The 24,468-nt window shown below is 67.6% G+C and carries 28 protein-coding genes; 27 read left to right on the top strand and 1 reads right to left on the bottom strand.

Going from position 1 to position 24,468, the window contains the following annotated elements:
- Positions 1-93: 93 nt before the first annotated feature.
- From AAA069_RS01115 to AAA069_RS01085, 7 genes are all read left to right on the top strand, one after another.
- Complete coding sequence (locus AAA069_RS01115) at positions 94-567, top strand: PTS sugar transporter subunit IIB (RefSeq protein ID WP_117736586.1); 474 nt, start codon at positions 94-96, stop codon at positions 565-567.
- 9 nt (positions 568-576) lie between these two features.
- Complete coding sequence (locus AAA069_RS01110) at positions 577-1,362, top strand: PTS sugar transporter subunit IIC (protein WP_055287014.1); 786 nt, start codon at positions 577-579, stop codon at positions 1,360-1,362.
- A gap of 2 nt (positions 1,363-1,364) precedes the next feature.
- A complete protein-coding gene (locus tag AAA069_RS01105) occupies positions 1,365-2,198 on the top strand; it encodes a PTS system mannose/fructose/sorbose family transporter subunit IID (protein WP_055287013.1) in 834 nt (277 codons plus the stop codon).
- 26 nt (positions 2,199-2,224) lie between these two features.
- Positions 2,225-2,623: a PTS fructose transporter subunit IIA gene (locus tag AAA069_RS01100; protein WP_055287011.1), complete on the top strand. Its 399-nt coding sequence runs from the start codon at positions 2,225-2,227 to the stop codon at positions 2,621-2,623.
- 12 nt (positions 2,624-2,635) lie between these two features.
- Positions 2,636-3,760, top strand: a complete 1,125-nt coding sequence (locus AAA069_RS01095) for a glycoside hydrolase family 172 protein (RefSeq protein ID WP_172676343.1) — start codon at positions 2,636-2,638, stop codon at positions 3,758-3,760.
- A 79-nt stretch (positions 3,761-3,839) separates the two neighbouring features.
- On the top strand, positions 3,840-4,724 hold the full coding sequence (locus tag AAA069_RS01090) for an ROK family protein (RefSeq protein ID WP_349127334.1): 885 nt from the start codon (positions 3,840-3,842) through the stop codon (positions 4,722-4,724).
- Positions 4,725-4,882: 158 nt separating this feature from the next.
- Positions 4,883-5,257, top strand: a complete 375-nt coding sequence (locus AAA069_RS01085; protein WP_349088512.1) for a YjdF family protein — start codon at positions 4,883-4,885, stop codon at positions 5,255-5,257.
- A 208-nt stretch (positions 5,258-5,465) separates the two neighbouring features.
- Here AAA069_RS01085 and AAA069_RS01080 read toward each other — a convergent pair whose 3' ends face one another.
- Positions 5,466-5,915, bottom strand: coding sequence for a hypothetical protein (locus AAA069_RS01080; RefSeq protein ID WP_349127333.1), 450 nt, complete (start codon positions 5,913-5,915; stop codon positions 5,466-5,468).
- A gap of 456 nt (positions 5,916-6,371) precedes the next feature.
- Here AAA069_RS01080 and AAA069_RS01075 point away from each other — a divergent pair, with 456 nt between their 5' ends.
- The 20 genes from AAA069_RS01075 to AAA069_RS00980 all read left to right on the top strand — a co-directional run bounded on the left by AAA069_RS01075 (position 6,372) and on the right by AAA069_RS00980 (position 24,466).
- Complete coding sequence (locus AAA069_RS01075) at positions 6,372-7,100, top strand: lantibiotic protection ABC transporter ATP-binding protein (protein WP_055250122.1); 729 nt, start codon at positions 6,372-6,374, stop codon at positions 7,098-7,100.
- Positions 7,097-7,867: a hypothetical protein gene (locus tag AAA069_RS01070; RefSeq protein WP_349127332.1), complete on the top strand. Its 771-nt coding sequence runs from the start codon at positions 7,097-7,099 to the stop codon at positions 7,865-7,867. The genes AAA069_RS01075 and AAA069_RS01070 overlap by 4 nt, the downstream gene beginning before the upstream one ends.
- A gap of 5 nt (positions 7,868-7,872) precedes the next feature.
- Positions 7,873-8,682, top strand: a complete 810-nt coding sequence (locus tag AAA069_RS01065) for a lantibiotic ABC transporter permease (RefSeq protein WP_349127331.1) — start codon at positions 7,873-7,875, stop codon at positions 8,680-8,682.
- On the top strand, positions 8,675-9,076 hold the full coding sequence (locus AAA069_RS01060; RefSeq protein WP_349127330.1) for a hypothetical protein: 402 nt from the start codon (positions 8,675-8,677) through the stop codon (positions 9,074-9,076). The genes AAA069_RS01065 and AAA069_RS01060 overlap by 8 nt, the downstream gene beginning before the upstream one ends.
- Positions 9,077-9,121: 45 nt before the next feature.
- A complete protein-coding gene (locus AAA069_RS01055; protein ID WP_195448542.1) occupies positions 9,122-9,784 on the top strand; it encodes a response regulator transcription factor in 663 nt (220 codons plus the stop codon).
- Between the two features lie 26 nt (positions 9,785-9,810).
- Positions 9,811-11,199, top strand: coding sequence for a HAMP domain-containing sensor histidine kinase (locus AAA069_RS01050; RefSeq protein WP_349127329.1), 1,389 nt, complete (start codon positions 9,811-9,813; stop codon positions 11,197-11,199).
- A 260-nt stretch (positions 11,200-11,459) separates the two neighbouring features.
- The gene (locus AAA069_RS01045) at positions 11,460-11,936 is read left to right on the top strand and encodes a hypothetical protein (protein WP_349127328.1); all 477 of its coding nucleotides are present in this window, start codon (positions 11,460-11,462) and stop codon (positions 11,934-11,936) included.
- A gap of 100 nt (positions 11,937-12,036) precedes the next feature.
- Positions 12,037-12,999 carry an Abi family protein gene (locus AAA069_RS01040; protein WP_195625200.1) on the top strand — a complete coding sequence of 321 codons (963 nt, stop codon included), beginning with the start codon at positions 12,037-12,039 and terminating at the stop codon, positions 12,997-12,999.
- A 505-nt stretch (positions 13,000-13,504) separates the two neighbouring features.
- Positions 13,505-13,924, top strand: a complete 420-nt coding sequence (locus tag AAA069_RS01035) for a YjdF family protein (protein ID WP_349127327.1) — start codon at positions 13,505-13,507, stop codon at positions 13,922-13,924.
- 738 nt (positions 13,925-14,662) lie between these two features.
- The gene (locus AAA069_RS01030) at positions 14,663-14,881 is read left to right on the top strand and encodes a helix-turn-helix domain-containing protein (RefSeq protein ID WP_075279314.1); all 219 of its coding nucleotides are present in this window, start codon (positions 14,663-14,665) and stop codon (positions 14,879-14,881) included.
- Between the two features lie 78 nt (positions 14,882-14,959).
- Positions 14,960-15,208 (top strand): helix-turn-helix domain-containing protein, encoded by a 249-nt coding sequence (locus tag AAA069_RS01025; protein WP_101677788.1) that lies wholly within the window; start codon positions 14,960-14,962, stop codon positions 15,206-15,208.
- A 5-nt stretch (positions 15,209-15,213) separates the two neighbouring features.
- Positions 15,214-15,729 (top strand): hypothetical protein, encoded by a 516-nt coding sequence (locus tag AAA069_RS01020; RefSeq protein WP_349127326.1) that lies wholly within the window; start codon positions 15,214-15,216, stop codon positions 15,727-15,729.
- A gap of 14 nt (positions 15,730-15,743) precedes the next feature.
- The gene (locus AAA069_RS01015; protein ID WP_349127325.1) at positions 15,744-16,532 is read left to right on the top strand and encodes an ATP-binding protein; all 789 of its coding nucleotides are present in this window, start codon (positions 15,744-15,746) and stop codon (positions 16,530-16,532) included.
- A 201-nt stretch (positions 16,533-16,733) separates the two neighbouring features.
- Positions 16,734-17,267 (top strand): hypothetical protein, encoded by a 534-nt coding sequence (locus AAA069_RS01010; protein WP_033500213.1) that lies wholly within the window; start codon positions 16,734-16,736, stop codon positions 17,265-17,267.
- A 57-nt stretch (positions 17,268-17,324) separates the two neighbouring features.
- Complete coding sequence (locus AAA069_RS01005; RefSeq protein ID WP_349127324.1) at positions 17,325-17,876, top strand: hypothetical protein; 552 nt, start codon at positions 17,325-17,327, stop codon at positions 17,874-17,876.
- Positions 17,873-19,678, top strand: coding sequence for a VirD4-like conjugal transfer protein, CD1115 family (locus AAA069_RS01000; RefSeq protein ID WP_349127323.1), 1,806 nt, complete (start codon positions 17,873-17,875; stop codon positions 19,676-19,678). Before AAA069_RS01005 ends, AAA069_RS01000 begins: the two co-directional genes overlap by 4 nt.
- Before the next feature lie 84 nt (positions 19,679-19,762).
- Positions 19,763-19,978: a hypothetical protein gene (locus AAA069_RS00995; RefSeq protein WP_006234636.1), complete on the top strand. Its 216-nt coding sequence runs from the start codon at positions 19,763-19,765 to the stop codon at positions 19,976-19,978.
- Between the two features lie 12 nt (positions 19,979-19,990).
- Positions 19,991-20,416, top strand: a complete 426-nt coding sequence (locus AAA069_RS00990) for a PrgI family protein (protein ID WP_349127322.1) — start codon at positions 19,991-19,993, stop codon at positions 20,414-20,416.
- Positions 20,385-22,862, top strand: coding sequence for a VirB4-like conjugal transfer ATPase, CD1110 family (locus tag AAA069_RS00985; protein ID WP_101677782.1), 2,478 nt, complete (start codon positions 20,385-20,387; stop codon positions 22,860-22,862). The genes AAA069_RS00990 and AAA069_RS00985 overlap by 32 nt, the downstream gene beginning before the upstream one ends.
- A 2-nt stretch (positions 22,863-22,864) precedes the next feature.
- Positions 22,865-24,466, top strand: a complete 1,602-nt coding sequence (locus AAA069_RS00980; RefSeq protein ID WP_349127321.1) for a glucosaminidase domain-containing protein — start codon at positions 22,865-22,867, stop codon at positions 24,464-24,466.
- Positions 24,467-24,468 lie beyond the last annotated feature (2 nt).

Here is a 24,468-nt window from a genome sequence, read left to right as displayed (position 1 = left end):
CGTCCTCAATAATCCGATAACCCCTTGCCCGGCGCGAATCCGGATAGCGCCGAGGCAGTACCGAACGTAAAACTTCATTTGATAGGAGCAAACATGAGTGTTGTTATGGCACGAATCGACAATCGCCTGCTTCACGGCATCATCGTGACGCAGTGGGCCCCGGTGTCGGGCGCGACCCGAGTCATGGTCATCGACGACAAGGTCGCCGGCGACGAGGTCCTGAAGTCCACTATGAGGATGGCGCGCCCCGCGGGCATGGCCGTCTCGATCATCTCCGAGGAGACCGCGCTCAAGAACTTCGCGGCGGGCAAGTACGACCGCGAGAAGGTCTTTGTCATCGCCAAGGAGCCCGAGACGATCCTTCACCTGGTCGAGTCGGGCATCGAGCTCCCGTCGCTGATCGTCGGCGGCTCGCTCGTCAAGGAGGGCGGCGTCCAGCTCACCCAGCGCGCCTATGCCTCCGCCGAGAACGTCCAGAGCTACAAGGCGCTCATCGCCCGCGGCGTCAAGGTGACGGCACAGTTCGTGCCCGCCGACAAGCCCGTCTCCGTCGCCGACCTCATCTAAGGAGGGATCATGGTCAACTTCACTATCCTGCAGGTCGTCCTTTTGACCCTGCTGGCCTTCATCAAGCACGTGGACTACTACGGCATCCCGATGATCTTCGTCAACTATGCCGTCTTCTGGGGCCTTATCACCGGCGTCGTCATGGGCGACTGGCAGACCGGCCTCGTCATCGGCGGCACCATCCAGCTCATGCAGCTCGGCGTCGCGGGCTTCGGCGGCTCGTCGATTCCCGACTACGGCACGATGGCCATCATCGCCACCGCCTACGGCGTGACCCTGGGCGCGGACACGGGCCTCGCCATCGGCCTGCCGGTCGGCATGCTCGGCATCCAGCTCGACGTCATCGTCAAGATCCTCAACGGCTTCGTCGTCGAGAAGTCCCAGAAGTTCTGCAACGAGGGTAAGTTCAATCAGATGAACGCCATCCTGTGGGTCTGCCCCGCGCTCTTCGGCCTGTGCGCCGCCCTGCCCGTCTTTGTCTCCGTGACGCTCGGCCAGCCCGCCGTCAACTGGCTCCTCGAGGTCATGCCTCAGTGGTTCCTCTCCGGCCTCACCCTCGCCGGCAAGATGCTCCCGGCCATCGGTATCGCCATGCTGCTCCGCTACATGCCCACCGGCAAGTACTTCCAGTACCTGCTCGTCGGCTTCTTCCTCTCGGCCTTCCTGAACGTGCCCATCATCGGCGCCGCCATCGTCGGCGTTGCCCTCGCGATCGCGTTCTACCAGCGTGCCGAGAGGGACACCGAGCTCGCCGCCCACGCTTCCGCAGACGCCTTCATCGGAGAGGATGAGTAACCATGGAAAACGAGAACATCACCGCCGTCGCCGAGGGCAAGCCCTCCGGCTACAAGGTCACCAAGAAGGATCTGCGCAACGCGAACTGGCGCTGGCTCATGAGCGTGTGCACCTTCAACTACCAGACCCAGCAGGGCGCCTCAGTCGCCTACGCCCTCTCGCCGGTCCTGAGGAAGATCTACACGAACGACGAGGACTATAAGCAAGCGCTCAACAACCACTTCCGCTACTACAATACCCAGCCTTGGCTCGCCGCCATCATCCTTGGCGCCTGCGTGGCCATGGAGGAACGCGACGGCCTAGCGGCGGCGGACGCCGTCCAAGACCTGAAGATCGGCACCATGGGACCGCTCGCCGGCGTCGGCGACTCCCTGCTCATGACCATGATCCCGACCATCATGGGCTCCATCGCCGCCTACATGGCCATCGAGGGCAACCCCGTGGGAGCCGGCATCTGGTTCGCGCTCATCCTGGCCATCTTCTGGGTCCGCATGCACGCCCTCGAGTTCGGCTACAAGCAGGGCGTGAAGCTCGTCACCGACTTCAGCGAGAAGCTTCCCAACCTCACTGCCGCCGCCTCCGTGCTCGGCCTCACCGTGGTCGGCTGCCTCATCGCCTCGGTCATCGGCGTCACCTGCCCGATTAGCTTCAGCTTCGGCGACGTCTCGATGGAGATTCAGCCGCTGCTCGACAAGATCCTGCCTGCCATGATCCCCGCCGCCATCACGGGAAGCGCGTATTACCTTCTTACCAAGAAGAACGCGAGCATGACGGTCCTCATCCTCGTGGTGATCGTCCTCGCGATGGTCGCCTCCGCCGCTGGCATCCTCGCCTAGCTTCGACCCAAGAGATTGGTGAATCAATGAGAAAGATAGTTGTGGCGAGCCATTCCCTTCTCGCCCAGGGCTTCAAGGACACCCTCGAGTTCCTTACGGGTAAGAGCGACGCCGTCAACGCCGTGTGCGCCTACGTGAACGACAACGGCGAGGGGCTCGACGCGGCGGTCGAGGCGGCTCTTTCGGGCACTGACGAGGTCGTCGTCCTCACCGACGCGCTCGGCGGCAGCGTGAACCAGCGCTTCTCCCGCTTCGCCTCCGACCGGATCCACGTGATCGCGGGTGTCAACCTCCCGCTCGCCATGACGGTCGCGCTCGCGCGCCCCGACGAGAAACTCGACTTCGACGCCCTCGTCGACGAGGCGCGCCAGCAGATCGTCTACGTGAACGGTGCCAGTTCCGCCGAGTGCGAAGACGACGAATAGAGGAGGTCGACGATGAGAGAGTTCCTTAAGGACGTGTGGATGCACGGCGGTGAGGAAAGCCGCGCCATCACCCCCGAGAACATCACGGGCGAGAAGGGCCGTGCCGCCATGTCGGCCAGCCACCTCGGCGTCGGCCGCAAGGGCTCGTGCTGCGTGCCCCTTGAGTCCGGCGAGACCATCACGCTCGCGGACATCGAGGGCCCCGGCATCATCCGCCACATCTGGATGACCGTCCCCGACAAGACCGCCGCCGGCAGCTTCGTCATGCGCGACCTCGTGCTGCGCTTCTACTGGGACGACGAGGAGACCCCCTCGGTCGAGTGCCCTGTCGGCGACTTCTTCTGCAACGGCTTCGGTGAGCGCGCCATCGTCAACTCGATGCCCATCTGCGTGAACCCGACGGGCGGCATGAACTGCTACTTCGAGATGCCTTTCAGGAAGCACGCCAAGGTCACGCTTACGAGCGAGCACCCCGGGTTCATTAAGTACATCTTCTACACGTTCAACTACGCGCTCACCGACGTGCCGGACGACGCCATGTACTTCCACGCCCGTTTTAACCGCGAGCGCAGCACCCGCAGGGGCGTCGACTACACCGTGCTCGACGGCGTGCGCGGTAAGGGCTACTACGTCGGCACCTACATGGCCCTGTGCGCCCTGGAGCGCTATTGGTGGGGCGAGGGCGAGATGAAGTTCTTCCTCGACGGCGACGAGGAGTTCCCCACGGTCACCTCGACGGGAGCCGAGGACTACTTCGGCGGTGCCTGGGCCTTCCTCGACAGGCCGCCCCACGCGCTGCCCGAGGCGCAGTGCTTCAACACGCTGTTCGCCGGCTACCCGTACCGCTCGACGCGCGACGCCACGCGCGACCGCTTCAGCGCGGGCAAGCCGAACCCGAACCCGATGCTCGCGACCAACGACGACGCGCTGCCCAGGCACGGCCTCTACAGGTGGCACCTTCCCGACCCGATCTCGTTCAAGGAGGACCTGCGCGTGACGTTCCAGGACCTCGGCAACGACGACATCAAGCTCTACGAGCGCGAGGACGACATCTCCACCGTCGCCTACTGGTACCAAAGCGAGCCGCACGCCGTGCTCGCCCCGTTTGCCGCAAGGCAGGACCGCGTGCCCAGGTAGGGTCGCCTCGAAACAAGCCAACGTTATGGGCGCCCGCGGTTGACCATGACTGCGGGCGTCCCTTTGTAAGGAGGATCACATGAGCGAAAAGCAAATGAGGCTCGGCGCACTCGAGGCCGGCGGGACCAAGATGGTCTGTGCCGTGGTGTCCGGCGACGGCGAGGTCCTCGACCGTATGGAGACCCCGACGCTTACGCCCGCCGAGACCGTCCCGCAGATGATCGAGTGGTTCACCGCCCGCGATGTGGACGCGTTGGGCATCGGCGCCTTCGGCCCGACCTGCGTCGACCCCGTCGACGAGCGCTACGGCTCCATCCTCCAGACGCCCAAGCTCGCGTGGCGAGGCCATGGTCTTCGCGCCGCGTTCGCCGACGCCCTCGGGATTCCGGTGGCCTACGACACGGACGTGAACGTTGCCTGCCTCGGCGAAGTGGTCTTCGGCTGCTGCAAGGGGCTCGAGGACGCTGTCTACGTGACCATCGGCACCGGCGTGGGCGCGGGCGTCATGTGCGCGGGCAGGCTCCTCCACGGCATGCTGCACCCCGAGGCCGGCCACATGCTGGTAAGGACCCGTCCCACCGAGGAGGGACGCTGCGTCTGCCCGAGCCACGCGAGCTGTCTCGAGGGCCTCGCCTCCGGCCCCGCCATTGCCGCGCGCTGGGGAAAGCCCGCGGCCGAGCTCGCGGACAACGATGAGGTGTGGGCGCTCGAGGGGGATTATCTGGGGCAGATGTGCGCGAACCTCGTGCTCATGTACTCGCCTCGCCGCATCGTCCTCGGCGGCGGCGTGATGCACCAGGAGCAGCTCTACGGCATCGTCCGCAAGAAGACCCTCGAATATCTGGGTGGCTACATCCAGACCGCCGAGCTTAAGGACATGGAGCGCTACATCTGCGCCCCGGGCTGCGGCGGCGACCAAGGAATCCTCGGCGCGGCCGAGCTGGCAAGAAGGGCGCTCGCGTAACTTGCGCTCTCTCCGCCATACAACGCGTTAAGAAAAGACGAGCGCTTCTTGCCAATTGGGCGGCAAGAAGCGCTCGTCTTTTGCATTTGTTTTTGGGACAGGACGCCCCGCCTCCGCTAGAGTCCCTGGACCGCCACGCCCACGAGGTTTGGGCCGGTGTGGACAAAGAGCGCGGGGCTGATGTCGGAGCGGACAACCTCCACCGCGTCGCCCGCATCGTCTTCGGCGCAGAACCGTCCAATGAGGAGATCCTGCGATTCGTTGTCAACAAATGGGCGAAACTCTCGTTCTTCGGCCACGATCCGACCGAGGCGAGCAAGCCCGCGAAGAACCCCAAGCGGCGCGCTCGCGAGGCAGCGAAAGCCCTTAAACGGCCCGCGGTGAGCACCAAGGCACAACAGGCGCTCGCGGCACAGCGGGAAGCGATGAAGCGGGAGTCGGCTCAAGCAAGAAGTCAGCGTCGCGCGGATGAGGCGGAGACGCGCTTCGAGCAGCGAAAGTTGAAGCACAAGCAGAAACATCGCGGGCATTGATCGCTATTTGCAGCAAGGCAAACCATATACAGCAGCGGCGCCAGTTCCACTTGAAGCCGACGCCGCGTAGACGCTGATGGTAACGGCCATGCACGGGCACGGGCGCGCCACCGCACTTCACAGCTTGTTTCTCAAGTATTTGGGACGCACACGCGGCGTTCAAAAATGCGGAGCGACTCCGCATGGCTCGAGACTGAGCCGAGGTGCCCTACTTCTCGCCCTCCAGCAGCCCCACGATGCGGTCGATGTCGACGGCGAAGCGGGGCCTTCCCTCGCGCTCGTAGCGGTCGAGGTATGCCTGGCACTCGGAGACAATGCGCTTGGTGTTGCCGTCGATGATGCGCTGGAGCGTCTCGTAGTAGGCCGAGCCCTCGGTCCTGAAGCGGCGCTGGTAGGCCTTGGTTATGGGGAACATCTTGATGTAGTGGATGCCGTGGCGGCAGCCGGGGCGCGTCGTGGGGCGGGGTGGCAACGCAAAGTACTGGTCTTTGGGCACGTTGGGGGCGATGTTGGAACGCAGCGGCACGGCGAAGTCCCTGCGCTTCCCGCGGAAACGCAGCCTCACCACCACGATGCAGGGGCGATCGCGCTTAAGCATGAGCTCGCGGTCGCCATCGGCGAGGTCGAAGAAGTCCTGGGAGATGGATACGATCTTCATCGGCTACGCCCCCTTCATACGAAGCGGGGCCCGCATCGCTGCAGGCCCCTACAGGTGGGCGATATTCTACGCCTTGCGGCACCCCGTCGCCCACGGAGGTTAAACGTACACGTAAGCCGTACTCTGAAAGCCGCGGCTTCCGGCAAGTAGTTTATACCACGAAAGGTCGCTTTCAATGCGCCTAGCTCGCAAAATAACACTCGCTGGGCCGTCACCCCTGATCTTCTCGACCGTCTCCTCCGGGCACTTATTGCGTGCCACTGGCACCTCCGTCCTTATTATCACGATAGAAATACCATGAGCGGCGTGCGGGTCGAGATTGGCTGGCGCCAAAAGAGCCCAACGGCCGTTACAGCTTCGTTAGAAACGCGCCCCACCATGGATGGTGAACCCGAAAGGTAAGGCGCGCAGGCACGGCGACTCGGCCCGCGCGCCCGGAAGAGAAAGGACGAACCCATGGGTTACATGCTCGAGACGCGCGGGCTCACCAAGCGCTTCGGCCGCGGCGACCAAGCGCAGGATGCCGTGGCCGACGTGAGCCTTCATATCCGCGAGGGCGAGGTGTACGGGCTGCTCGGTCCCAACGGAGCCGGCAAGTCGACAACGCTCAAGATGATCTGCGGAATGCTGCGGCCGACGGCCGGGGAGATCCTCTTTGCCGGGCACGCCTGGCGCCGCGAGGACCTCTACGCAATCGGCAGCCTCATCGAGGAGGCGCCGCTCTACCCCAACCTCACCGCGCGCGAGAACCTGCGCGTGCGCACCACGCTGCTGGGCCTTCCCGAGAGCCGCATAGATGAGGTGCTCGCCGCCGTGGACCTCGCGGACACCGGGAAGAAGCGCGCCGGGCGCTTCTCGATGGGCATGCGGCAGCGCCTGGGGCTCGCGCTGGCGCTGATCGCCCGGCCACGCCTGCTCGTGCTCGACGAGCCCACCAACGGCCTCGACCCCATCGGCATCGAGGAGCTGCGCGACCAGATCCGCGGCTTCGCGGCGGCGGGTACGACGGTGATCGTCTCGAGCCACATCCTCTCCGAGGTGCAGCAGATGGCGGACACCATCGGCATCATCTGCGGGGGACGCCTCGCCTACGAGGATGCGCTTCGGCCCGGGCAGGACCTCGAGGAACTCTTCATGAGCTTCTGCCGGGAAGGGCGTCGAGCGCGCGGGGAGGTGGCGGCATGACGGGCGAGAAAGGCAGCCTGCTCGCGGGCCTGCGCGCCGAGGCCCTGAAGTCGCGCCACGCGGCACCGGTTCGCCTGGCCGTGCTCATGGCGCTGCCGATGCCGCTGCTCGGCGCGATGCCCTACCGGGGCGTGCAGATCTTCAGCGCGTGGAACTACTGGTACGCGCTCTTCCTGCCCGTGTCTCTCTCGCTCGTGGTGGCGTGCGTCGCGCGGGCGGACGCGCGCACGCGGATGCGGGGGCTTCTGGGCCTGGGCTTCCCGCTCGGGCGCGCCTGGTGGGCCAAGGCGCTCTGGTGCCTCGCGCTCTGCACGCTCTCGAACCTCGTGGTCTTCGGCATCTACCTCGCGGGATCGGCGTTCTCCTCGCAGGGCCTCACGGCCGCGGGCACGTTCACGATGCTCCTCTGCGCGCTCGCCAACACGGTGACCGCGGCGTGGATGATCCCCGCAGGGCTCTTCCTCACGGCGCGGCTCGGCATGCTCGCGGGCATCTTCTGCCCGCTCGCCACGCAGCTCGTGGGTGGGTTCGCCTGGTCGCTGATGCCGCTGCCGCAGCTCTTTCCGCCGTCGGCGAGCATGGTCATCCCTACGAGCTTCATCCCCGTGCTGCCGAGCGGCGAGCCACTCGCGGCGGACATGGCGCTCGGCGGGGCGCTCGCGGCGGACGGCATGCTCACACTGGCGGGCCTTGCGGTCTGCGCGCTCGCGTTCGCAGCGCTCACGGCGGCGGGCGCGGCCTGGTTCGCGCGCTCCGAGGAGAGATGATGGCCATGACACGACTCTCCGACCCGACGCCGCGCATGACTCTCCCGCGGGCCCTGCTCTCCGAGGCCCTGCGCCTGGCGCGCTCCCCGCTCACGGCGGTGCACCTCGTCTGCGGCCTGGCAGCCGGTCTTGCCTGCGGCGAGTACTTCTCCGTTACCCGATGGGACCCGGCGCTGGGCGCGGACGCCTACGTCCAGTTCCTCGGCGCCCTCATGCCGCTCATGTCCGCCATCGTCTGTGGGCTCGCCGTGGACGAAGAGCGTGCTGCCGGGCGCCTCGCCAACCTCACGGCGGTCCCCTCGCGCGGGCGCGCCGTCGCGGCGAAGCTGCTCGCCCTTGCGGCGCTCGGCGCGGGCGCGCTGGCCGTGGCGCTCGGCGTGTTCGGGGCCGTGCTCGCCGTCGCCGGGCGCCTGCCGCTCGGGCCCGCTCCGCTTGCGGCCGCCTGGGCGGGCATCGTGCTGGGCAGCCTGCCCCTCTACGCGCTGGGGCTCAGCGTGTCCCTGCGCCTCGGCCGCAACGCCGTCATCGGCGCTGGCGCGGCGGGGATGCTCCTCGCGTTCTTCTCAGTGGGCGGACTTGCGCACGGCCTCATGACCGGCGAGCTCACCGGTGCCCTGGCGACGCCCCTGAGCTGGGTGCCGCTCGCCTGGCCCGTGCGCCTGGGGTCGCTCGGAGTGGAGGTCTTCATCGACGCCGCACGCGCGGCGGCCCCTCTCCTCACGACTGCGCTCGCTGGCCTCGTGCTCGCCCTGGCAGCCGCCGCCGTCCTTCTGGCCTGGTTCTGCCGCTTCGAGGACGGGAGGGCAGATGCGTAGGAAGCCGCTCGCCGCCGTGCTCGCCCTCCTCTCCGCAGCGCTCGTCCTGGGCGGGAATGCCCTGCTCGACGCCGGCTGGGGGTCGGCGCTGCACTCGATCGCCGAACGCGTGCTGCCCAACCCTGAGATCACCATGTGGGCGCCCGCGCCCGAGCCCGGCAGTCACGCGAGCTCCTACGCCGACGCCACCGGGGCGGGGGCGAACTACGTCTACCTGGTGGACGCGGCGGACGACAGGGGCAATGTCCGAGAGCTCCAGCTCATCTTCTTCGGACGGGAGTCGGACGGCGAGGGCTGGCTCGAGATCGAGGCGCGCGGCGGCTCGGGCGTGCGCTACCGCGCGTGCGATGCGGCCGAGGCGCCCGCGGCTGCGCGCGAGGCTCTGGACCGCTGAGCGCGGCGCTAGTACAATTTCGACGGAAGTTTCAGGAGGTCGAACATGGCGAGGATACTGGCAGTGGATGATGAGCGGGCGATCCTCGACGCGCTCGCGCGCGTCCTCGGCCGCGACGGCCATGAGGTCGTCAAGGCGGCGGACCCGACGGCGGTCCCGGGGATGGACCTCTCGCGCTTCGACCTCGTGCTCTGCGACGTCATGATGCCGGGGCTCGACGGCTTCGAGCTCGTGCGGCAGATCCGCCCGGACTTCGACGGGCCCATCATCTTCCTGACCGCGCGCGTGGCCGAGGAGGACGCCGTGGCCGGCTACGGCCTGGGCGCCGACGACTACGTCCGCAAGCCCTTCGGGGCCGCGGAGCTGCGCGCCAAGGTCGCGGCCCATCTACGCCGTGAGCGCCGGCCGCGCTCGCACGCCCTCTCCTTCGGGGAGGTGCGGATCGACCTCGGGGCGCGCGGCCTCGCCGTGGGTGGCGAGGCCGTGCCGCTCACGCCCACCGAGTACGCCATCTGCGAGTACCTCGCCCGCCACCCCGGACAGGTCATGAGCCGCGCGCAGATCCGCGAGGCGGTGCTCGGCTGGGAGAGCGACGCCGACGACGCGGCCATATCCATGCAGGTCAGCCGCGCCCGGAGGAAACTCTCCGAGGCCGGCGCCGATCCGATCGCGACCGTCTGGGGGATGGGGTACAAGTGGCAGCTCTGAGGACCGGGGCGCGAGGTCGCGGGGGCATGCCGCTCTCCTTCGTCATCGCGCGCTACTTCGCCTACGCGTTCGCGGCGGTTGCCACGGCGTGGCTCGCCTCGTTCATGGCGCTCTCCGCGGCGATCAACGCGGGCTTCGTCTACGAGGCAAGCTGGGGGCCGGCCAATACGCGCGAGGTCGCGGAGGGCCTGGCACGCGACGGCGTCTGCGGGCAGCAGGACGTGCCGACGGCGTACCGCTACCTCATCCTGAATAAGGACGGATACGTGCTGATGACAGACCTCGAGGGCACGCGGCTCGAGGACGCAACGGAAATGGCCCGTGCGGCACTCGCCGCGGATCCGGGCACAGTGGAGATTGAGGGCGGGGGCTCGGGCCTCACCTACGCCGCGTTCCCGCTCAAGGGCGGCGGGGCCTGCGCACTCGTCAGTGAGTACCTGCCGCAGTGGGTCTCGCGCGACCTCGCCGGCCTGCTTCCCAACCCGCAGAACCTCATGCTCGTCGGCGCCGCTGCGGGAAGCGCACTCGCACTCGCGCTCGTGGCGCGCCGCGCGAGCCGCGTGATCTCGCGCAAGATGGCGCCGCTCGCGGAGGCGGCGGAGCGCGTCGGCGCGGGGGAGCTCGACTTCGCGGTCGGCAGCACCAACGTGCGCGAGGTGAACGACGTCCTGGCCGCGATGGACGCCATGCGGACCTCCCTCGCCGAGTCGCTCGAGGCCCGCTGGGCCGCGGAGCGGGGGCAGCGCGAGCAGGTGGCGTCGCTCGCCCACGACCTCAAGACGCCGCTCACCGTGCTGCGCGCCAACGCCGACTTCGTGGCGGAGGAGCTGGAAGACGAGAAAGACGCCGACCTCGCGGCCGCCGCGCGCGACATAGCCGGCAGTGTCGAAAGGCTCGACGGCTACGTGCGCCTGCTCATCGAGGCCTCGCGCGGGTCCGGCGGGGCTGAGAGGGCCCCCATGCGGCCGGCCGAGCTCTGCGAGCAGGTCCTCGCCGAGGCCGCCCAGATCGCCCGGGCGCGAGGCGTGACGCTCGACGCGGCCACGGGCCCTGCTGTCGCGGGCGCGCCCGAGGCCCCGCTCGACCGAACCGCCCTGGCGCGAGCCGCCGCGAACCTCGTGGCCAACGCCGCCGAGCACGCGCGCTCGCGCGTGGCGGTCTCCTGCGACGTCGAGGGCGGCCACCTCGTCATCGAGGTGTCCGACGACGGACCGGGCTTCTCTCCCGCCGCCCTCGAACGCGGCTGCGAGCGCCTCTTCACAGACGACTCCTCCCGCTCCTCGCGCGACGGAGGCCGCCACTACGGGCTCGGCCTCCACGCCGCCTCCGAGGCCGCGAGCGCCCACGGGGGCTCCGTCTCGCTCGCCAACAGCCCCTCGGGCGGCGCGGTGGCCACCATCGCGGTCCCCCTGTGAGGGCCTGACGACTCAGGCCCTCACACCGGCGTGCCTCGCAATCAAACGTTTCCCGGATAATAATGCCCGTTGCAGGGATCGCCCTGTCTAGTCGCCATCTCGTCCGCCGCGGGAATGAATCCTTACTCCCATTCCTCCGAATACCGCCCCATGCCTTGTCATCTTGAAACACGGGGAGTAAATGGCGAAATCGCAGATGAAAGGGAATAAAAAGGCAAAGAAAAAGCCTCCATTCCAACATGGGAACGGAGGCTCGATAATTGAGTTTACTCACCAATGTCGCTGGTGGCTTTGCCGTGACTCTCGTACGAAACGAAACTCAGCGGCACAGTGCAGCACTCAAAAGTGCAGGTCAGAACCCTGTCAGCCTACTCCCACTCGATGGCGTCGGTTCTGCCGTCCCGTCACTCCAGTTACACCCAGTTTTCGGCATCGACACGGAACGCGTGCCGCCGAATGACGCGATGTCGCGTTTCGTCGGCTTCGGGGACAAAAGCTGGGACAACCTCAAAAACTTTTTTCAAACTCAGGGCTTTGAGTTTTTGTTTTTGTCCCAAAGTGCGCGGCGGGTCGCCTTTGGAGGCTCGATGGCGCCGAAAACGCCCGTTTTGAAACTCAACCGCCCTTTTGCCCGCAAGCCGCCAGCTGCAATCGCAAGTGAATTAACGCGGGTGGCTTGCGCGCCATTTGCAAACCCCAGGTCGCAGGTCTTCGCCATTCGTGAACAAAGTGAGTAGTCTCAGGTGGCTTGCTTATGAGTTGGCGAACGGGCCTTCAGGATTCAGGGCAAACATGCTGGTAGAATAGGATTCTCAAATCAATGACAGGAGACCGAGCATGGCCGAACCCCACGATAGGAAGCCGATCCTCACGATCGAGCAGCAGATAGAGCACCTCAAGCAGAAGGGCGTAGCCTTCGAACTGTGTTCCGAGGAAGAGGCCGCGGACTACCTGCGCGACAAGTGCAACTTCTTCAAGCTCGCATCCTACCGCAAACTCTTCTCGAAATACGAGGGAGGCCCGCGCGACGGCCGCTACGTAGACCTCGACTTCGGCCAGCTGCGCCTGCTCGCGGCGCTCGACCAGGAGCTGCGCCACGCCCTGCTCGGCATGACGCTCGACATCGAGCATTTCCAGAAGGTGACACTGCTTCGCGAGATGGAGGACCGTGGAGAGGACGGCTACGCCATCGTGGCCGACTACATGGCATCGCTTACCACTGCAAACAGGGAGTACCGCCTGCGCGAGCTCAAGATGAGCGGCCGCAGCCCCTACAGCTCGAGCCTCTACGCGAAGTACTCCGGCGACATGCCTGCCTGGGCCTTCCTTGAGCTCACCTCGTTCGGTACCCTCATCGACTTCGTGCGCTTCTGCGCCAGGCGATGGGGCGACAGGCGCCTCGAGGCCTCCCACTACGACCTCAAGCGCGTGAAGTCCGTCCGCAACTGCGCCGCGCACGGCTCGTGCCTGATCAACTGCTTCGCCGAGAGGGGCGCCGCCCGGGGCTCTGCGTCCAGCGGCGTCTCCCGAAGGGTCGCCGCCGTGGGAATTCCCAAGGCGACCAGGAGGAAGTGGATGGGGAATACGGCCATGCAGGAGGTCGCGACCGTGCTCGTGGCGCACTCCGGCTTGGTACCCGAGGGCTCCTCGCACTCGCGCGCCGCATCCGAGCTCGCCGAGATGTTCGCCAGGGCCGACGGCGAAACCGAGGCGCTGCCCGACAAGGGGCCCGACGCCGCAGCTCGCTCCGCGCTCGAGTTCCTTCGCAGGTTGACAGAATCGCTCGGGTTGGTAGAATAGCCTGCAGATAGCAAAACCTTCACGGTTTTAGGGGCGGACTTGCGCAAGCGACTCTGCCCTATTTTTATATTCACTCGCTATAGGAGACGGGTGATACCTGGGTCAATGACAGAACTGAGAAGCCCGGAATAATGGAGCCAGTTAGAAACCCTCGGGTTTGCGGGGCGGGATCGTGAGAGCGATTCTGCCCTATTTTTTTCCTCCGTCTGCCCCAAACCAAGTAGTTCGAAGATAGCCTGTAGGTGTCCTCGTGGGCGCCTTTTATTTTCAGGGAATCGGCCGCTTCATGAACGAGCGACCGGCTTGACCTAGATCGAACCGCCTTCATCTCCGTCTAGGCGCCGGCAATCAACATCGTGAATCCGCGCGTGCTACAATGCGGGCACCAGAGATGAAAACACAGTCCCCGTCGGGTAGTCGTGGGCGTGCGGGAGTCCGCATCAGTAACCTGCCTCCTTGGTTGTCCCTTCTCTGCATGGCCATCTACATAAAGGAGGAACCAGCCATGCAGATCAGCGTGTCGTCCACCCTGACCGTATATCACGACGGCCAATTCTGGGTCGGGCTGGCGGAGCACGTCGAGGACGGCGGATACGGCGCCGCCCGTATCGTCTTCGGCGCAGAGCCGTCCGATGAGGAAATCCTGCAATTCGTTGCAAGCAAATGGGCGAAGCTCGAGTTCTTCGGCGACGAACCTGCAGAGACAAGAAAGCCCGCGAGGAACCCCAAACGCCGCGCCCGCGAGGCGTCGAAGGCCCTCAAGCAGCCGGCGATGAGCACCAAGGCGCAGCAGGCGCTCGCGAATCAGCGGGAGACGATGAAGCGGGAATCGGCTCAAGCAAGAAGCCAGCGTCGCGCGGATGAGGCGGAGGCGCGCTTCGAGCAGCGAAAACTGAAGCGCAAACAGAAACATCGCGGGCATTGATACCGCCATCAACCCATATATAGCAGCAGGCGTAGCTTCGATTGAAACTACGCCTGCCACCTGGTGCTATAACGTTATACAGAACGTATGTTCTATACCCACTCGATGACTAACCCAGTCCGAGCACTACCGATGCGTGTCGCGTCATACCGTCTAAGAGCTGATTCGTTCAGAAAAGGTTCAGGGGGATCGTCGAGTTTATTGCACCCTCGCGTTTTACAAAAGAGAGTACAAGGCCCTTTAGCTCGAATTATTGCATTTAGAACCCCGCCGCTCATCCATCCTAGCTTGCCCAAACAGCCCTCCCGTGATGTCCATGTTCCAACGGATGGGTACCATTTATCCGGGTGCACCTGGGGCAACGGGCCGGCAGGCCCGCGCAAGGTCGCTCGCAGAACACGCAACATCAAACACGACAGAAGAGGCGAACGACAGATGCCGGACCCCGGACGACAGCACCGCGGAAGACGAGCATTCCGACCACAACCGAACAACTCCAGCTACTAGGCAGGCGCCCGCATGGGCGCCTTTTACTTTTCGGGGACTTAGCTGCCAGCTAAGGCACGCGGCTCATGGCCGTTTCGTGAAGACACGACCAGCTTGACCCACCTCGACCCGTCTCAGCTCCTGCCGTGCTCACCAATCGACATCAGGCGGTTCAATCGTCGCGCAGACGAAAAGGGACACGGTGCCGTGCGGTGTGCTCGCGCGGTGCCGCACGGGAAGATTGGAGGAACCATGGCACACACAGCCGAATGCGTCGCGCCCGAGGGCAACCAAGATCGCGACGAATGGATGACGGTGATCGAGATGCAGGAGTACATGAGGGCAAGCCGAAACAAGGCATACGACCTCATCTGGTCGGGAGAGATCGACTCGTACAGGCTCGGAAGGAAGCTCCTGGTGTCGAGGGCGTCGGTGGACGCCTACATCGAGTCGAGGAGCGGCAGGAAATGACGGCGGCGACTGCCCCGGGAGCCGCCCGCGGCCGGGCACGCGAGGGAGCCTCGAGACGAAAGGAGCTCGAGGACGACCATGACCAAGAGCATTAGCAGGAGCCAGGTGAGGCTCATCGCATCGACCAACGCGATATTCGGCGCCGACGAGGCGTGCGCGATGCTGCGCATCAGCCGCGACGCCATGTACCGGCTCGCCAAGGACCCCGACGACCCGTTCCCGATCCGCTACATCGGCGGCAAGACACGCGACGGCATCGTGCTGCACGACGAGCTCGTCGCATGGGTCGAGCGGAACAGCATCGTCGGCTCGCCCAGAAGGGGCTAGCGCCGATGGCAGCCGCAGGCCCGAAGGGGCGCGACGGCCCCTCCCCGCGCGAGTTCACGACGGTACGGCACTTCATGATGGCGGACCTGGGCCTCTCCGGCCTTCCCCTGCTCGTCTACGCGCGCATCTTCGGCTTCTGCGACGCCGGGTGCGGCTACTTCGAGAGCAAGGGCGGCCTGGCCCGCTTCCTCAACGTGCAGGAGCGCAGCGTCCACCGCGCCATCCGCGACCTGCTCGACCGGGGCCTCATCGAAGAGTGCGGCATGCACGCCCCGGCACGCGGGCACGCCACCAAACGGTACCGCATCGTGCGCGAGAGGCTGCCGCCCGGAGCGCTGGCAACCCCTGACGATTCGTCAGGGTTCCCGGCGCGAAAGGGTGACGAAATGACAGGGTTCGCCGCGAACAAGGGTGACGAACCGTCAGGGTTTGCAGCCCGAACCCCTGACGAGATGACAGGGAAACCCCTGACGATATGCCACCCAATAAGCAAAAGGGACAACAAGGACTTCAGAAGATAAGGAAGGGGCGCCCGATGGACCGAGCAGGACTCATTACCCTGGAGCAGGCCCGGGCGGCCGGGCTCTCCTTCGACGAGCCGGAGCCGAGGGCGTGCCCGCACTGCGGCGCCGCCCTCGATCCGCTCGGCGCGGTGCTGGCGGGCAGGGTCGCCTGGGTTTCCGCCGCCCCCTGCCCGTGCGAGGGCGCAGCCAGCGAGCGGGAGGCCGAGGCGCGAAGGCGCGCGGCCCTCGCCGCCAAGGAGGAGGCCGCGCGCCGGGAAAAGGCTCTCTCGCGCGCGGGCATCCCCAGGCGTTACTGGGCCGCCGAGGCCGACCGCCCCGAGTTCGCCGAGTACATGGCCTCGTTCGCGGGCAACGGGGGCGCCGGGCTCTACATACACGGGGGCGTCGGCGCCGGCAAGACGCACGCCGCCTCCGCCATGGCCAGGCTGTTCGCCGAGGCCGGCTACGAGGTCGCCTTCACGACGGCCAAGGGCATGCTCGAGCGCGTGAAGGCTACGTTCGACGAGGGCGGCACCGAGGCCGCCGTCGCGCGGTACGCCAAGTGCGACGTCCTCGTGCTCGACGACCTCGGCAAGGAGGACGCGACGGAATGGTCCGTCGGCACCGTGTTCAGCGTGCTCGACGCGCGCTACGAGGACATGCGCCCGACCATCGTCACGTCGAACTACGCGCCCGGCGCGCTGGCGGACAGGCTCGCGAGGCGCGGCGAGCGCGTCACGGCAGAGGCGATCGCGAGCAGGATCTCCCAGACCTGCAGGCCCGTCTACCTGGGCGGAAGGGACAGGCGCCGGCTCGGCTAGCTTGTGCGCTTCCCATGGAGGCGCGGACGGCTCGACCCAGCTCGACCCATCGCGGGCGGCCCCGGTCGCCGACTCAATCGAAATCGCTATACACGTCTTGGGCGGCGCCGACGCGCCAGCACGCACGCCTGCTCCGACTCGCACCGTGCCCCCATCGCGAGGACGCCGCCCGCCAAGCAACAAACGAAAGGCGGAGGGCCCATGGACGGCTTCGAGAGGATAACCGGCCGCGAGCACGACGGGCTCGTGGAGAAGTGCCAGGAGAACGGCTGGCTCAAGGTCGGCGGCTTCGACTGGCAGGACGACCCGTTCCTCGAGGAGTACCCCTACGAGTTCTCCCGCACGGACAGCGTCGACAGGCTCCGCGAGGCGCTGGGCTCGGGCAACTGGGCCATACGCCAGGGGTTCTGCTACCGCGACCTCGCGTTCATCCAGCAGGTGAACGGCGGCGACGAGTGGTGGACGCTCAAGCGCGACGGCGACGCGTGGACCGGCTTCGAGAGCTGGAGCTTCGGCGCCATCGCCCAGGAGCCCGAGCGGTTCGAGCGCGCCATGCGCGACATGTGCGAGGCGACGCCGGAGCAGTGCCGCAGCGGCGAGTGGGCCCATCTGCACGAGAAGGCTCCCGAGCCGCTGGCGCAGCGCGCCGCGTCCGCCCGCGAGGCGAGCCGCGCGCACGCCGGGCAGGAAGCCCGCGCCCCAATGGCGCGCGAGAGGGCCGTCGGGGCCGAATAGGGACGACCGGGGCGCGAAGGCGCCCCTTTTTCATCTCGACTGGAAGGGAGGCGCGGGATGGCGAGCGACTACGGGGACGAGGCGGGCGGCAAGCTGCTCGACTGGATGTTGAGAATCGGCCAGGAGGCCGGCGCCGAGGCAATGGCGCGCAGCGCGAGGGAGCTCTCCGAGCGCCTCGCGGGAATCCGCGGGACCATCGCCGGCGGGCGCGCCGAGGCCATCGCGGCCGACGGCGTGCCGACCTACGCGAAGCTCAGCCTCGAGGAGCTCTCTGGGCTTCCCGAGTACGCGACGATCAAGGAGGTCGTCTCCGACAAGCTGCGCGCCGCGTCGGTCGAGCACCACATCATCCCCGGCGAGGGCCGCGACTGGCTGCTCTTCAAGGTGGAGGACGCGCCCGAGGTCGACGAGGCCTTCCGTCAGCTCGAGCAAGAGACGGGAAAGGCCGCCGAGCGCGCAAGGGAGCGGCTCTCCGAGATAGCCGAGAGGCGCCAGGCGCCCGAGCGGCTGGCCGAGCGCGCCGAGCGTGCGCGCGAGGCTTCGAAAGCCCACAGCCAGGGCCTCGGCCGGGACCGCGGCCCGCGCCAGATCGAGGGGCTCGAGAGATGAGATGGCAGGCGGCGGCCGCGCTGGCCGCGGCGGCGTTCGCCGCGGGAGACTTCGCGGCCGCGGCAATCGCGGCGTCGGGCGCGAACCCGATCCTCGACCCGGAGGCCGCCATGGCGGCGCTCCGCGCGGGACGCGCATTCTCAACGGAGGCGCTTCCCCTGTGCGCGGGGACCGCCTGCGCGTGCGCGGCGCTCCTCGCCTGGGCGCGCTCCCTGGGGTCCAAAGGGGCCCGGCGCGACGGCGAGGAGCACGGGAGCTCCAGGTGGGCCACGCCTAAGGACATCGCGCCCTTCGGCGACGCCAAGGACCCCGACAACAACATCATCCTCACCGACAGCGCGCGCATCCGCCTCGTGAGCCGCAGGTTCGACCTCTCCACCGACACCAACGACAACGTGCTCGTGGTGGGAGGACCCGGCACCGGCAAGACACGCTACTACGTCAAGCCGAACCTCCTGCAGGCCAACGCCAGCTTCTTCGTGACCGACCCGAAGGGCACGCTCATCCGCGAGATGGGCGGCGCGCTGGCGGAGCTCGGCTACGAGATCCGCGCATTCGACACCATCGACTTCTCGCGCTCCATGCGCTTCAACCCCATAGCCTACATACGCGACGAGGCGGGCGTCATCCGCTTCGCCCGCGGCATCGTCGCCAACACCGAGGGCGAGGCCGACCACAAGGGCGACCCCTACTGGGAGAAGGCCGAGCGCCTGGTCTACACCGCGCTCACGGCCTACCTCGTCATGCACTGCGAGCCCGCCGGCCGAAACCTCGACGGGCTGCTCACGCTGCTCTCGCTCGCCGACGCACGCGACGACCCGGGCTACATGAGCCCGCTCGACATGGTGTTCCGCGAGCTGGAGACCGGCGAGCGCTACGTCAGGCGCGGCGGCGCCTCGGCGGAGGGCGGTTCGCTGCGCGGCTTCGCCGAGGAGGACGGCGCGTGGGAGTGGGTCAAGGTCCGCGAGCCGGCGCCGCCCGACGACTTCGCGCTCGCGAGCTACCGCGAGTTCCGCGTCGCCGCCGGCGACACCATGAAGTCGATGCTCTCGAGCTGCAACGTCCGCCTGAAGCCGCTGTCCATCCGTGCCGTCCGCGACCTCACCTCCAAAGACGAGCTCGACCTCGCCCACATGGGCGACGAGGGCGCCAAGGTCGTGCTCTTCGCGTCGATGAGCGACACCGACTCGACCTTCGACTTCCTGTTCGCCCTGCTCATGGATACGGCCGTGAGCGCGCTCTGCGCCGAGGCGCTAGAGGCGCACGGCGGCTCGCTGCCCACGACGGTGCACTTCGTCTTCGACGAGTTCGCCAACATCGGGCGCATACCCGACTTCGAGCGGACCATCGCCGTCACCCGCAGCAGGAACATCGCCGTCTCGATGATCGCCCAGTCGCTCTCGCAGCTGAAGGAGACCTACGGCGACAACAACGCCGAGACCATCGTGAACGCCTGCGACACGCTGCTCTACCTGGGCGGCAAGGCGAACGAGACCAACGAGGAGATCAGCAAGATGGCCGGCAAGCAGACGGTGGCGAGCGAGACGCAGAGCGACTCGCGGGGCGCCGGCTGGACCCGGACCGTGAACCGCGGCATCTCCGAGCGCGACCTCATACAGCCCGCCGAGGTGGCGCGCATGCCGCGCGAGGACGCGCTCGTGCTCGTGAACGGGTGCATGCCGCTCATGGACCGGAAGTACCGGCTCGAGCGCCACCCGCGCTCGCGCCTGCTCGAGGAGGCCGCGCGCCGCGGCCCGTTCGACTTCGCGGAGTACCGCAGGCGGAAGGATGGCGCCTCGTGACGGGGCCGCGGAGGGCGCGGGCCTCCCCCGCCGCGGGGGAGGAGCAGCAAGGAACATCGTCAACCGAAAGCAAAGGAGAGCAGCATGCTCGCAAACGTCATCAAGCTCGTGTCGGGCTGCGTGACCTTCCTCGGCGGCTTCCTGGTCGTGTGGGGAGCGGTCTCGCTCGGCCTGGCCATCAGGGAGCAGCAGGGCGGCCCGCAGATCGCGACCGCCATATCCACCATCGCCGGTGGCGCGATCATCATCGCCGCGTCGGTCTACTTCGGGCAGCTGGACACGTCCTGGCTGCCGGCATAGGGGGCGTCGCGGATGGCGCTCCGGATACCGGTCCAGAAGGACATCGGCGAGTACGAGGAGAAGATCGTCGGGAAGATGAGCCTGCGCACGCTCGCATGCGTGTCGCTCGGCTTCGGCAGCGCGGTCGGGGCGGCGGCCTTCGTCCACCTGGGCCTGCGCGCCGACGTCGCGGACGCGGCCTTCCCGATCATGCTCTGCAGCATGCCGTTCTGGCTCGCCGGGTTCTGGCGGCCCTTCGGCATGCGCGCCGAGGAGCTGCTGCCTCTCCTGGCGGCACACGAGCTTTCCCCGCAGCTGCTCGCGTACGAGCCCTGCCTCGCCGCGAGCCTCCCCGAGGGCTCGCCGCGCCCGGGCCGCCCGGGGCGGCGCGCGAGGCGCAGGACCAGGAAGAAAGGAGCCGAGCTCTATGAGCCGAGCAAGAACCAACAAGGAGAATAGGCCGAAGCGCCCGAGCACCCTCGGGCTGCTCCTCGGCGGCACGGGCGGGCGCAAGGACGCCTCGAAGGGCGCGGAGGCCGAGCGGCAGAGGCGCCGCCGGGAGCGCGACCGCTCGCGCGAGATGGCCGCCTACGTCGGCTACGACGCCATGTACAGGGACGGCATCGCCCAGGTGATGCCCGGGGTGTTCAGCCAGACGGTCGAGTTCTCCGACATCAGCTACCAGTCCGCGCGCAAGGAGGCGCGCGAGACGGCCTTCACCGTGATGAGCTCGCTGTTCAACTACTTCCCGGCGGACTCCCACGTGCAGCTCCAGGTAGTGAACGCGCCCATCCCCGCCGACGAGGTCGGCCGCAAGGTCTTCTTCGAGCCCGGGGAGCGCGCCACCGCCGGGCTCGCCGAAGAGTACAACCGGATCCTCAACGACAAGATGCGCGAGGGCGTCTCGAACCTCGTGCGCCACCGCTACCTGACCTACGCCGTGGGCGCCGACGACGTCGACGCCGCGGTGCCCAAGCTCGCGCGCATCCGGGGCGACGTGGAACAGACGCTCGCGCGCATACGCTGCTCGTCGCGCGCCCTCGACGGCGCCGAGAGGCTCGAGCTCCTTCAGGGGCAGCTGCGCCCGGGGTCGCGCTTCGAGTTCTCCTGGGACAAATTGTCCCCGACGTCGGGCGCGCGCACGAAGGACTTCGTCATGCCCTCCACGCTCGACTTCAAGCCCGAGGGCAGGTCCGACTGCTTTTGCAGCGACGGGCGCTACGGCGCGGTGCTCGCGGTGCGCAGCTTCGGGTCGGTCATCGAGGAGACCTACCTCGCCTCCATCATCGACCTGCCGCTGCCGCTCAACGTGACGCTGCACGTGCAGCCCATCGCGCAGAGCGAGGCGCTCGCGCTCGTGAAGCGCCAGATCGACTGGATGGACAAGGAGATCATCGACGAGCAGATGAGCGCCGTGAAGAAGGGCTACGACTACCAGATCCTGCCGCCCGAGCTGCGCTTCTCGAAGGAGGAGGCCGAGGAGCTGCTCGACTTCCTGCGCAACAAGTCCGAGCGCCTGTTCGTCTACACGGGCCTCGTCTACACCTGGGCCGACAGCCTCGAGGAGCTCGACCGCCGCGTCCAGCAGGTGACGAGCGTCGCGCAGGGCTGCACGATCGGCCTCGAGCCGCTCCACTTCCGGCAGCGCCAGGCTCTCAACTCGGTGCTCCCGCTCGGGGACAACCACGTCACCGTGAGCCGCTACCTCACCACGGGGCAGGTGGCCATGCAGATGCCCTTCGCGAGCCAGAGCCTCGACGAGGCGGGCGGAGGCTACTACGGGCAGTCAAAGGAGAGCGGGAACCTGGTGCTGTGCGACCGCAAGCGCCTGGCGAGCCCCATGGGCTTCGTGTGCGGCAAGCCCGGCTCGGGCAAGAGCTTCTCGGTGAAGCGCGAGATAACCAACACCGTTCTCGCGCACCCCGAGGACGAGGTGGTGATCTTCGACCCGGCCGGCGAGTACGGCAACCTCGTCGGCGCGCTCGGCGGCGCGAACGTCGAGCTCGCCCCGGGATGCTCGGCGGTGCTCAACCCCCTCGACACCGCCGACGTCGCGGACCGCGCCGACGCCGCCAAGCTCGCGTACAAGACCGACGCGGTGCTCGCGCTCTCGAGCGCGCTCATGGCCGAGGGGCGCGAGGGCCTGCCGGAGCGCGACCGCTCGATCATCGCCCGCTGCGTCGGCGAGGCGTACCGGGAGTGCGCGAGGGACGGCCGCCTGCCCACGCTCGGCGACTTCCACGCGGCGCTGCTCGCTCAGCCCGAGCCCGAGGCCGCCGACATCGCGCTGCGCTACGAGCGCTACGTGAAGGGCGCGTTCTCCTTCTTCAACGGCCAGAGCAACGTGGCGCTCGACAACCGCATCACCAACATCGACATGCACGGGCTCGGCCAGAACATGCGCGTGTTCGGCATGATCACGGCGCTCGAGATGGTGCGCAACCGCGTGATGGTCACGCCGCCGCGCCCCAACTACACATGGCTCTACATCGACGAGGTGCAGAGCCTCTTCGCGCACCCGACGGTGGTCGAGTACTTCGCCCGCCTGTGGCGCGAGGGGCGCAAGTTCGGCCTCATCTGCACCGGCATCAGCCAGAACACGAGCCACATGCTGGCCAACGCCGAGGCCCGCGACATGGTGCTCAACTCCGAGTTCTTCCTGCTGCACAAGCAGTCCACCGCCGACCTCGACGCGTGGGCGGAGATGCTCCAGCTCTCCGCCACGGAGCGCGGCTACATCGGCGACGCCGTCAAGCCCGGCGAGGGCCTGCTCATCAGCGCCGGGATCCGCGTGCCCATCACCGACGACTTCCCGAAAGGCCCGCTCTACGACCTGTGGAACACCAAGCCCGCAGAGGTCGCCGAGCGCGAGATGCGCCGGGCGGCGCGAGAGGCGGAGGAATAGGAATGGCCGGCCCGAGCGAGGGCGGCGGGATGCTCGAGGTGGTCGGGGCGCAGCGCCGCGACGTGCTCACCTCGGGCGACGTCACGGAGACCGAGCGCGACGCCCTGGGAAACGTCTCGGAGGGAGCCGGCCCGCTCGACGAGGCGGGAGGCCCCGCCGCAACGGCGAAGGAGCGCCCTTCCAGGCCCGATGCTCCGGAAGGCGGGCTCGGGGACAAATTGTCCCAACCCGCCGGCGACCGGCGCGCGGCGGCCGCGATGCGCTCGCGCGTCGAGGCGGCGAAGCTGGCGATCGCCCGGGAGGCCGTCTCCCAATTCGACGACTCGGAGGAGCTCGAGGGCGCCTCGGGCATGTACGACGCGGGGCGCGCGTCCAAGAAGGCCGCGGGAAGGCTGCGGCAGAGGAAGGCGAAGAAAGCAGCCCAAGGCAGCCGCAAGGCGGCGACCGCCCTCGGCGCCCCCAAGGGAGGCGCGCGCGGCCCCGAGGCAGCCGGCGCGACCGCCCCGGCCAGGCACCAGGCGGCCCAGGCGGCCGCGCAGGCGTCGGGCGAGGCGGCCCGCGCCGCGGGGTCGAAGGGCGCCGCCTCCGCGATCGCGGGCGCGGCCTCGGGCGCAGCGCCCGCCCTGCTCGGGGCGGTGGCCGGCATCGTGGCCTTCGTCGCCTGCGCGCTCGCCGTCGCGCAGCTGCTGAGCGCGCTGTTCGGCTTCTGGGACGACGCGGCCTCCAAGCAGGGCCTCGAGGGGCTGCCGCCCTACATCACCTACGAGATGGTCGAGGCGGCGCTCGAGTGCCAGGAGGAGTACGGGCACCCGGCGGGCTGCACCATCGCGCAGATCATCCAGGAGTCCGGCCAGGGCGACCGCATGAGCCGGCTCGCAGAGCGCGACCACAACCTCTTCGGCATGAAGTGGTGGTCGGGCTACGCGGGCTGCCCGGAGGTCGCAGGCAAGGCGAACTGGGCCACCAGCGAGGAGTACGTGCCCGGCGAGCACACCCAGATCACGGCGAGCTTCATCCGCTTCACCGGCGACGCCGAGTGCATCCGCTTCCGCAGCAGGATCTTCCTGCAGGCGGAGCGCTACTCGGGCAACGCCCTCATCCGCGAGGCGATCGAGGGGCACGACTCGGACAGGATGGCCGAGGGGCTCAAGGACGCCGGCTGGGCGACCGACTCGTCCTACGTCGAGTCCCTGAAGTCGATCATGGCGCAATGGGGCCTCTACCGGCTCGACTCCATGACGGTCGAGGACCTGAAGGACCCGTCCGCGAGCGGGAACGCGATCGTCGAGGCGGCGTACAGCCAGCTCGGCGTGCCCTACGTGTGGGGAGGCTCGACCCCCGGCAAGGCGCTCGACTGCAGCGGGCTCACGCAGTACTGCTACGCGCAGGCGGGCATCCGCATAAGCCACTACACGGGTTCCCAGTACGAGGAGCTCAGGCGCATACCGCTCTCGGAGGCGAAGCCCGGCGACATCCTCTACCGCTCGGGCCACGTGGCCATCTACATCGGCGACGACAGGTACATACACGAGCCGCGAACGGGCGACGTGTGCCGCATAGCGAGCGGCATCGGCAGCTTCAGCTGCGCGCTCACCGCGAGATAGGA

The organism is Collinsella sp. CLA-SR-H006 (genome assembly GCF_040097075.1).
Lineage (GTDB): Bacteria > Actinomycetota > Coriobacteriia > Coriobacteriales > Coriobacteriaceae > Collinsella.
The sequence above is the reverse complement of the archived record's forward strand: the minus strand, read 5'-3'. Positions and strand labels throughout refer to the sequence as shown.

Excerpts from the sequence above, each read along its gene's own strand:
- AAA069_RS01115 (WP_117736586.1), top strand. The coding sequence starts at position 94 with ATGAGTGTTGTTATGGCACGAATCGACAATCGCCTGCTTCACGGCATC.
- AAA069_RS01075 (WP_055250122.1), top strand. The coding sequence starts at position 6,372 with ATGGGTTACATGCTCGAGACGCGCGGGCTCACCAAGCGCTTCGGCCGC.
- AAA069_RS01060 (WP_349127330.1), top strand. The coding sequence starts at position 8,675 with ATGCGTAGGAAGCCGCTCGCCGCCGTGCTCGCCCTCCTCTCCGCAGCG.
- AAA069_RS01040 (WP_195625200.1), top strand. The coding sequence starts at position 12,037 with ATGGCCGAACCCCACGATAGGAAGCCGATCCTCACGATCGAGCAGCAG.
- AAA069_RS01110 (WP_055287014.1), top strand. The coding sequence starts at position 577 with ATGGTCAACTTCACTATCCTGCAGGTCGTCCTTTTGACCCTGCTGGCC.
- AAA069_RS00990 (WP_349127322.1), top strand. The coding sequence starts at position 19,991 with ATGGCGCTCCGGATACCGGTCCAGAAGGACATCGGCGAGTACGAGGAG.
- AAA069_RS01035 (WP_349127327.1), top strand. The coding sequence starts at position 13,505 with ATGCAGATCAGCGTGTCGTCCACCCTGACCGTATATCACGACGGCCAA.
- AAA069_RS01080 (WP_349127333.1), bottom strand. The coding sequence starts at position 5,915 with ATGAAGATCGTATCCATCTCCCAGGACTTCTTCGACCTCGCCGATGGC.
- AAA069_RS01000 (WP_349127323.1), top strand. The coding sequence starts at position 17,873 with ATGAGATGGCAGGCGGCGGCCGCGCTGGCCGCGGCGGCGTTCGCCGCG.
- AAA069_RS01095 (WP_172676343.1), top strand. The coding sequence starts at position 2,636 with ATGAGAGAGTTCCTTAAGGACGTGTGGATGCACGGCGGTGAGGAAAGC.
- AAA069_RS01055 (WP_195448542.1), top strand. The coding sequence starts at position 9,122 with ATGGCGAGGATACTGGCAGTGGATGATGAGCGGGCGATCCTCGACGCG.
- AAA069_RS01025 (WP_101677788.1), top strand. The coding sequence starts at position 14,960 with ATGACCAAGAGCATTAGCAGGAGCCAGGTGAGGCTCATCGCATCGACC.
- AAA069_RS01100 (WP_055287011.1), top strand. The coding sequence starts at position 2,225 with ATGAGAAAGATAGTTGTGGCGAGCCATTCCCTTCTCGCCCAGGGCTTC.
- AAA069_RS00995 (WP_006234636.1), top strand. The coding sequence starts at position 19,763 with ATGCTCGCAAACGTCATCAAGCTCGTGTCGGGCTGCGTGACCTTCCTC.
- AAA069_RS00985 (WP_101677782.1), top strand. The coding sequence starts at position 20,385 with ATGAGCCGAGCAAGAACCAACAAGGAGAATAGGCCGAAGCGCCCGAGC.
- AAA069_RS01065 (WP_349127331.1), top strand. The coding sequence starts at position 7,873 with ATGACACGACTCTCCGACCCGACGCCGCGCATGACTCTCCCGCGGGCC.
- AAA069_RS01015 (WP_349127325.1), top strand. The coding sequence starts at position 15,744 with ATGGACCGAGCAGGACTCATTACCCTGGAGCAGGCCCGGGCGGCCGGG.
- AAA069_RS01105 (WP_055287013.1), top strand. The coding sequence starts at position 1,365 with ATGGAAAACGAGAACATCACCGCCGTCGCCGAGGGCAAGCCCTCCGGC.
- AAA069_RS01020 (WP_349127326.1), top strand. The coding sequence starts at position 15,214 with ATGGCAGCCGCAGGCCCGAAGGGGCGCGACGGCCCCTCCCCGCGCGAG.
- AAA069_RS01030 (WP_075279314.1), top strand. The coding sequence starts at position 14,663 with ATGGCACACACAGCCGAATGCGTCGCGCCCGAGGGCAACCAAGATCGC.
- AAA069_RS01070 (WP_349127332.1), top strand. The coding sequence starts at position 7,097 with ATGACGGGCGAGAAAGGCAGCCTGCTCGCGGGCCTGCGCGCCGAGGCC.
- AAA069_RS01010 (WP_033500213.1), top strand. The coding sequence starts at position 16,734 with ATGGACGGCTTCGAGAGGATAACCGGCCGCGAGCACGACGGGCTCGTG.
- AAA069_RS01050 (WP_349127329.1), top strand. The coding sequence starts at position 9,811 with ATGCCGCTCTCCTTCGTCATCGCGCGCTACTTCGCCTACGCGTTCGCG.
- AAA069_RS00980 (WP_349127321.1), top strand. The coding sequence starts at position 22,865 with ATGGCCGGCCCGAGCGAGGGCGGCGGGATGCTCGAGGTGGTCGGGGCG.
- AAA069_RS01005 (WP_349127324.1), top strand. The coding sequence starts at position 17,325 with ATGGCGAGCGACTACGGGGACGAGGCGGGCGGCAAGCTGCTCGACTGG.
- AAA069_RS01090 (WP_349127334.1), top strand. The coding sequence starts at position 3,840 with ATGAGCGAAAAGCAAATGAGGCTCGGCGCACTCGAGGCCGGCGGGACC.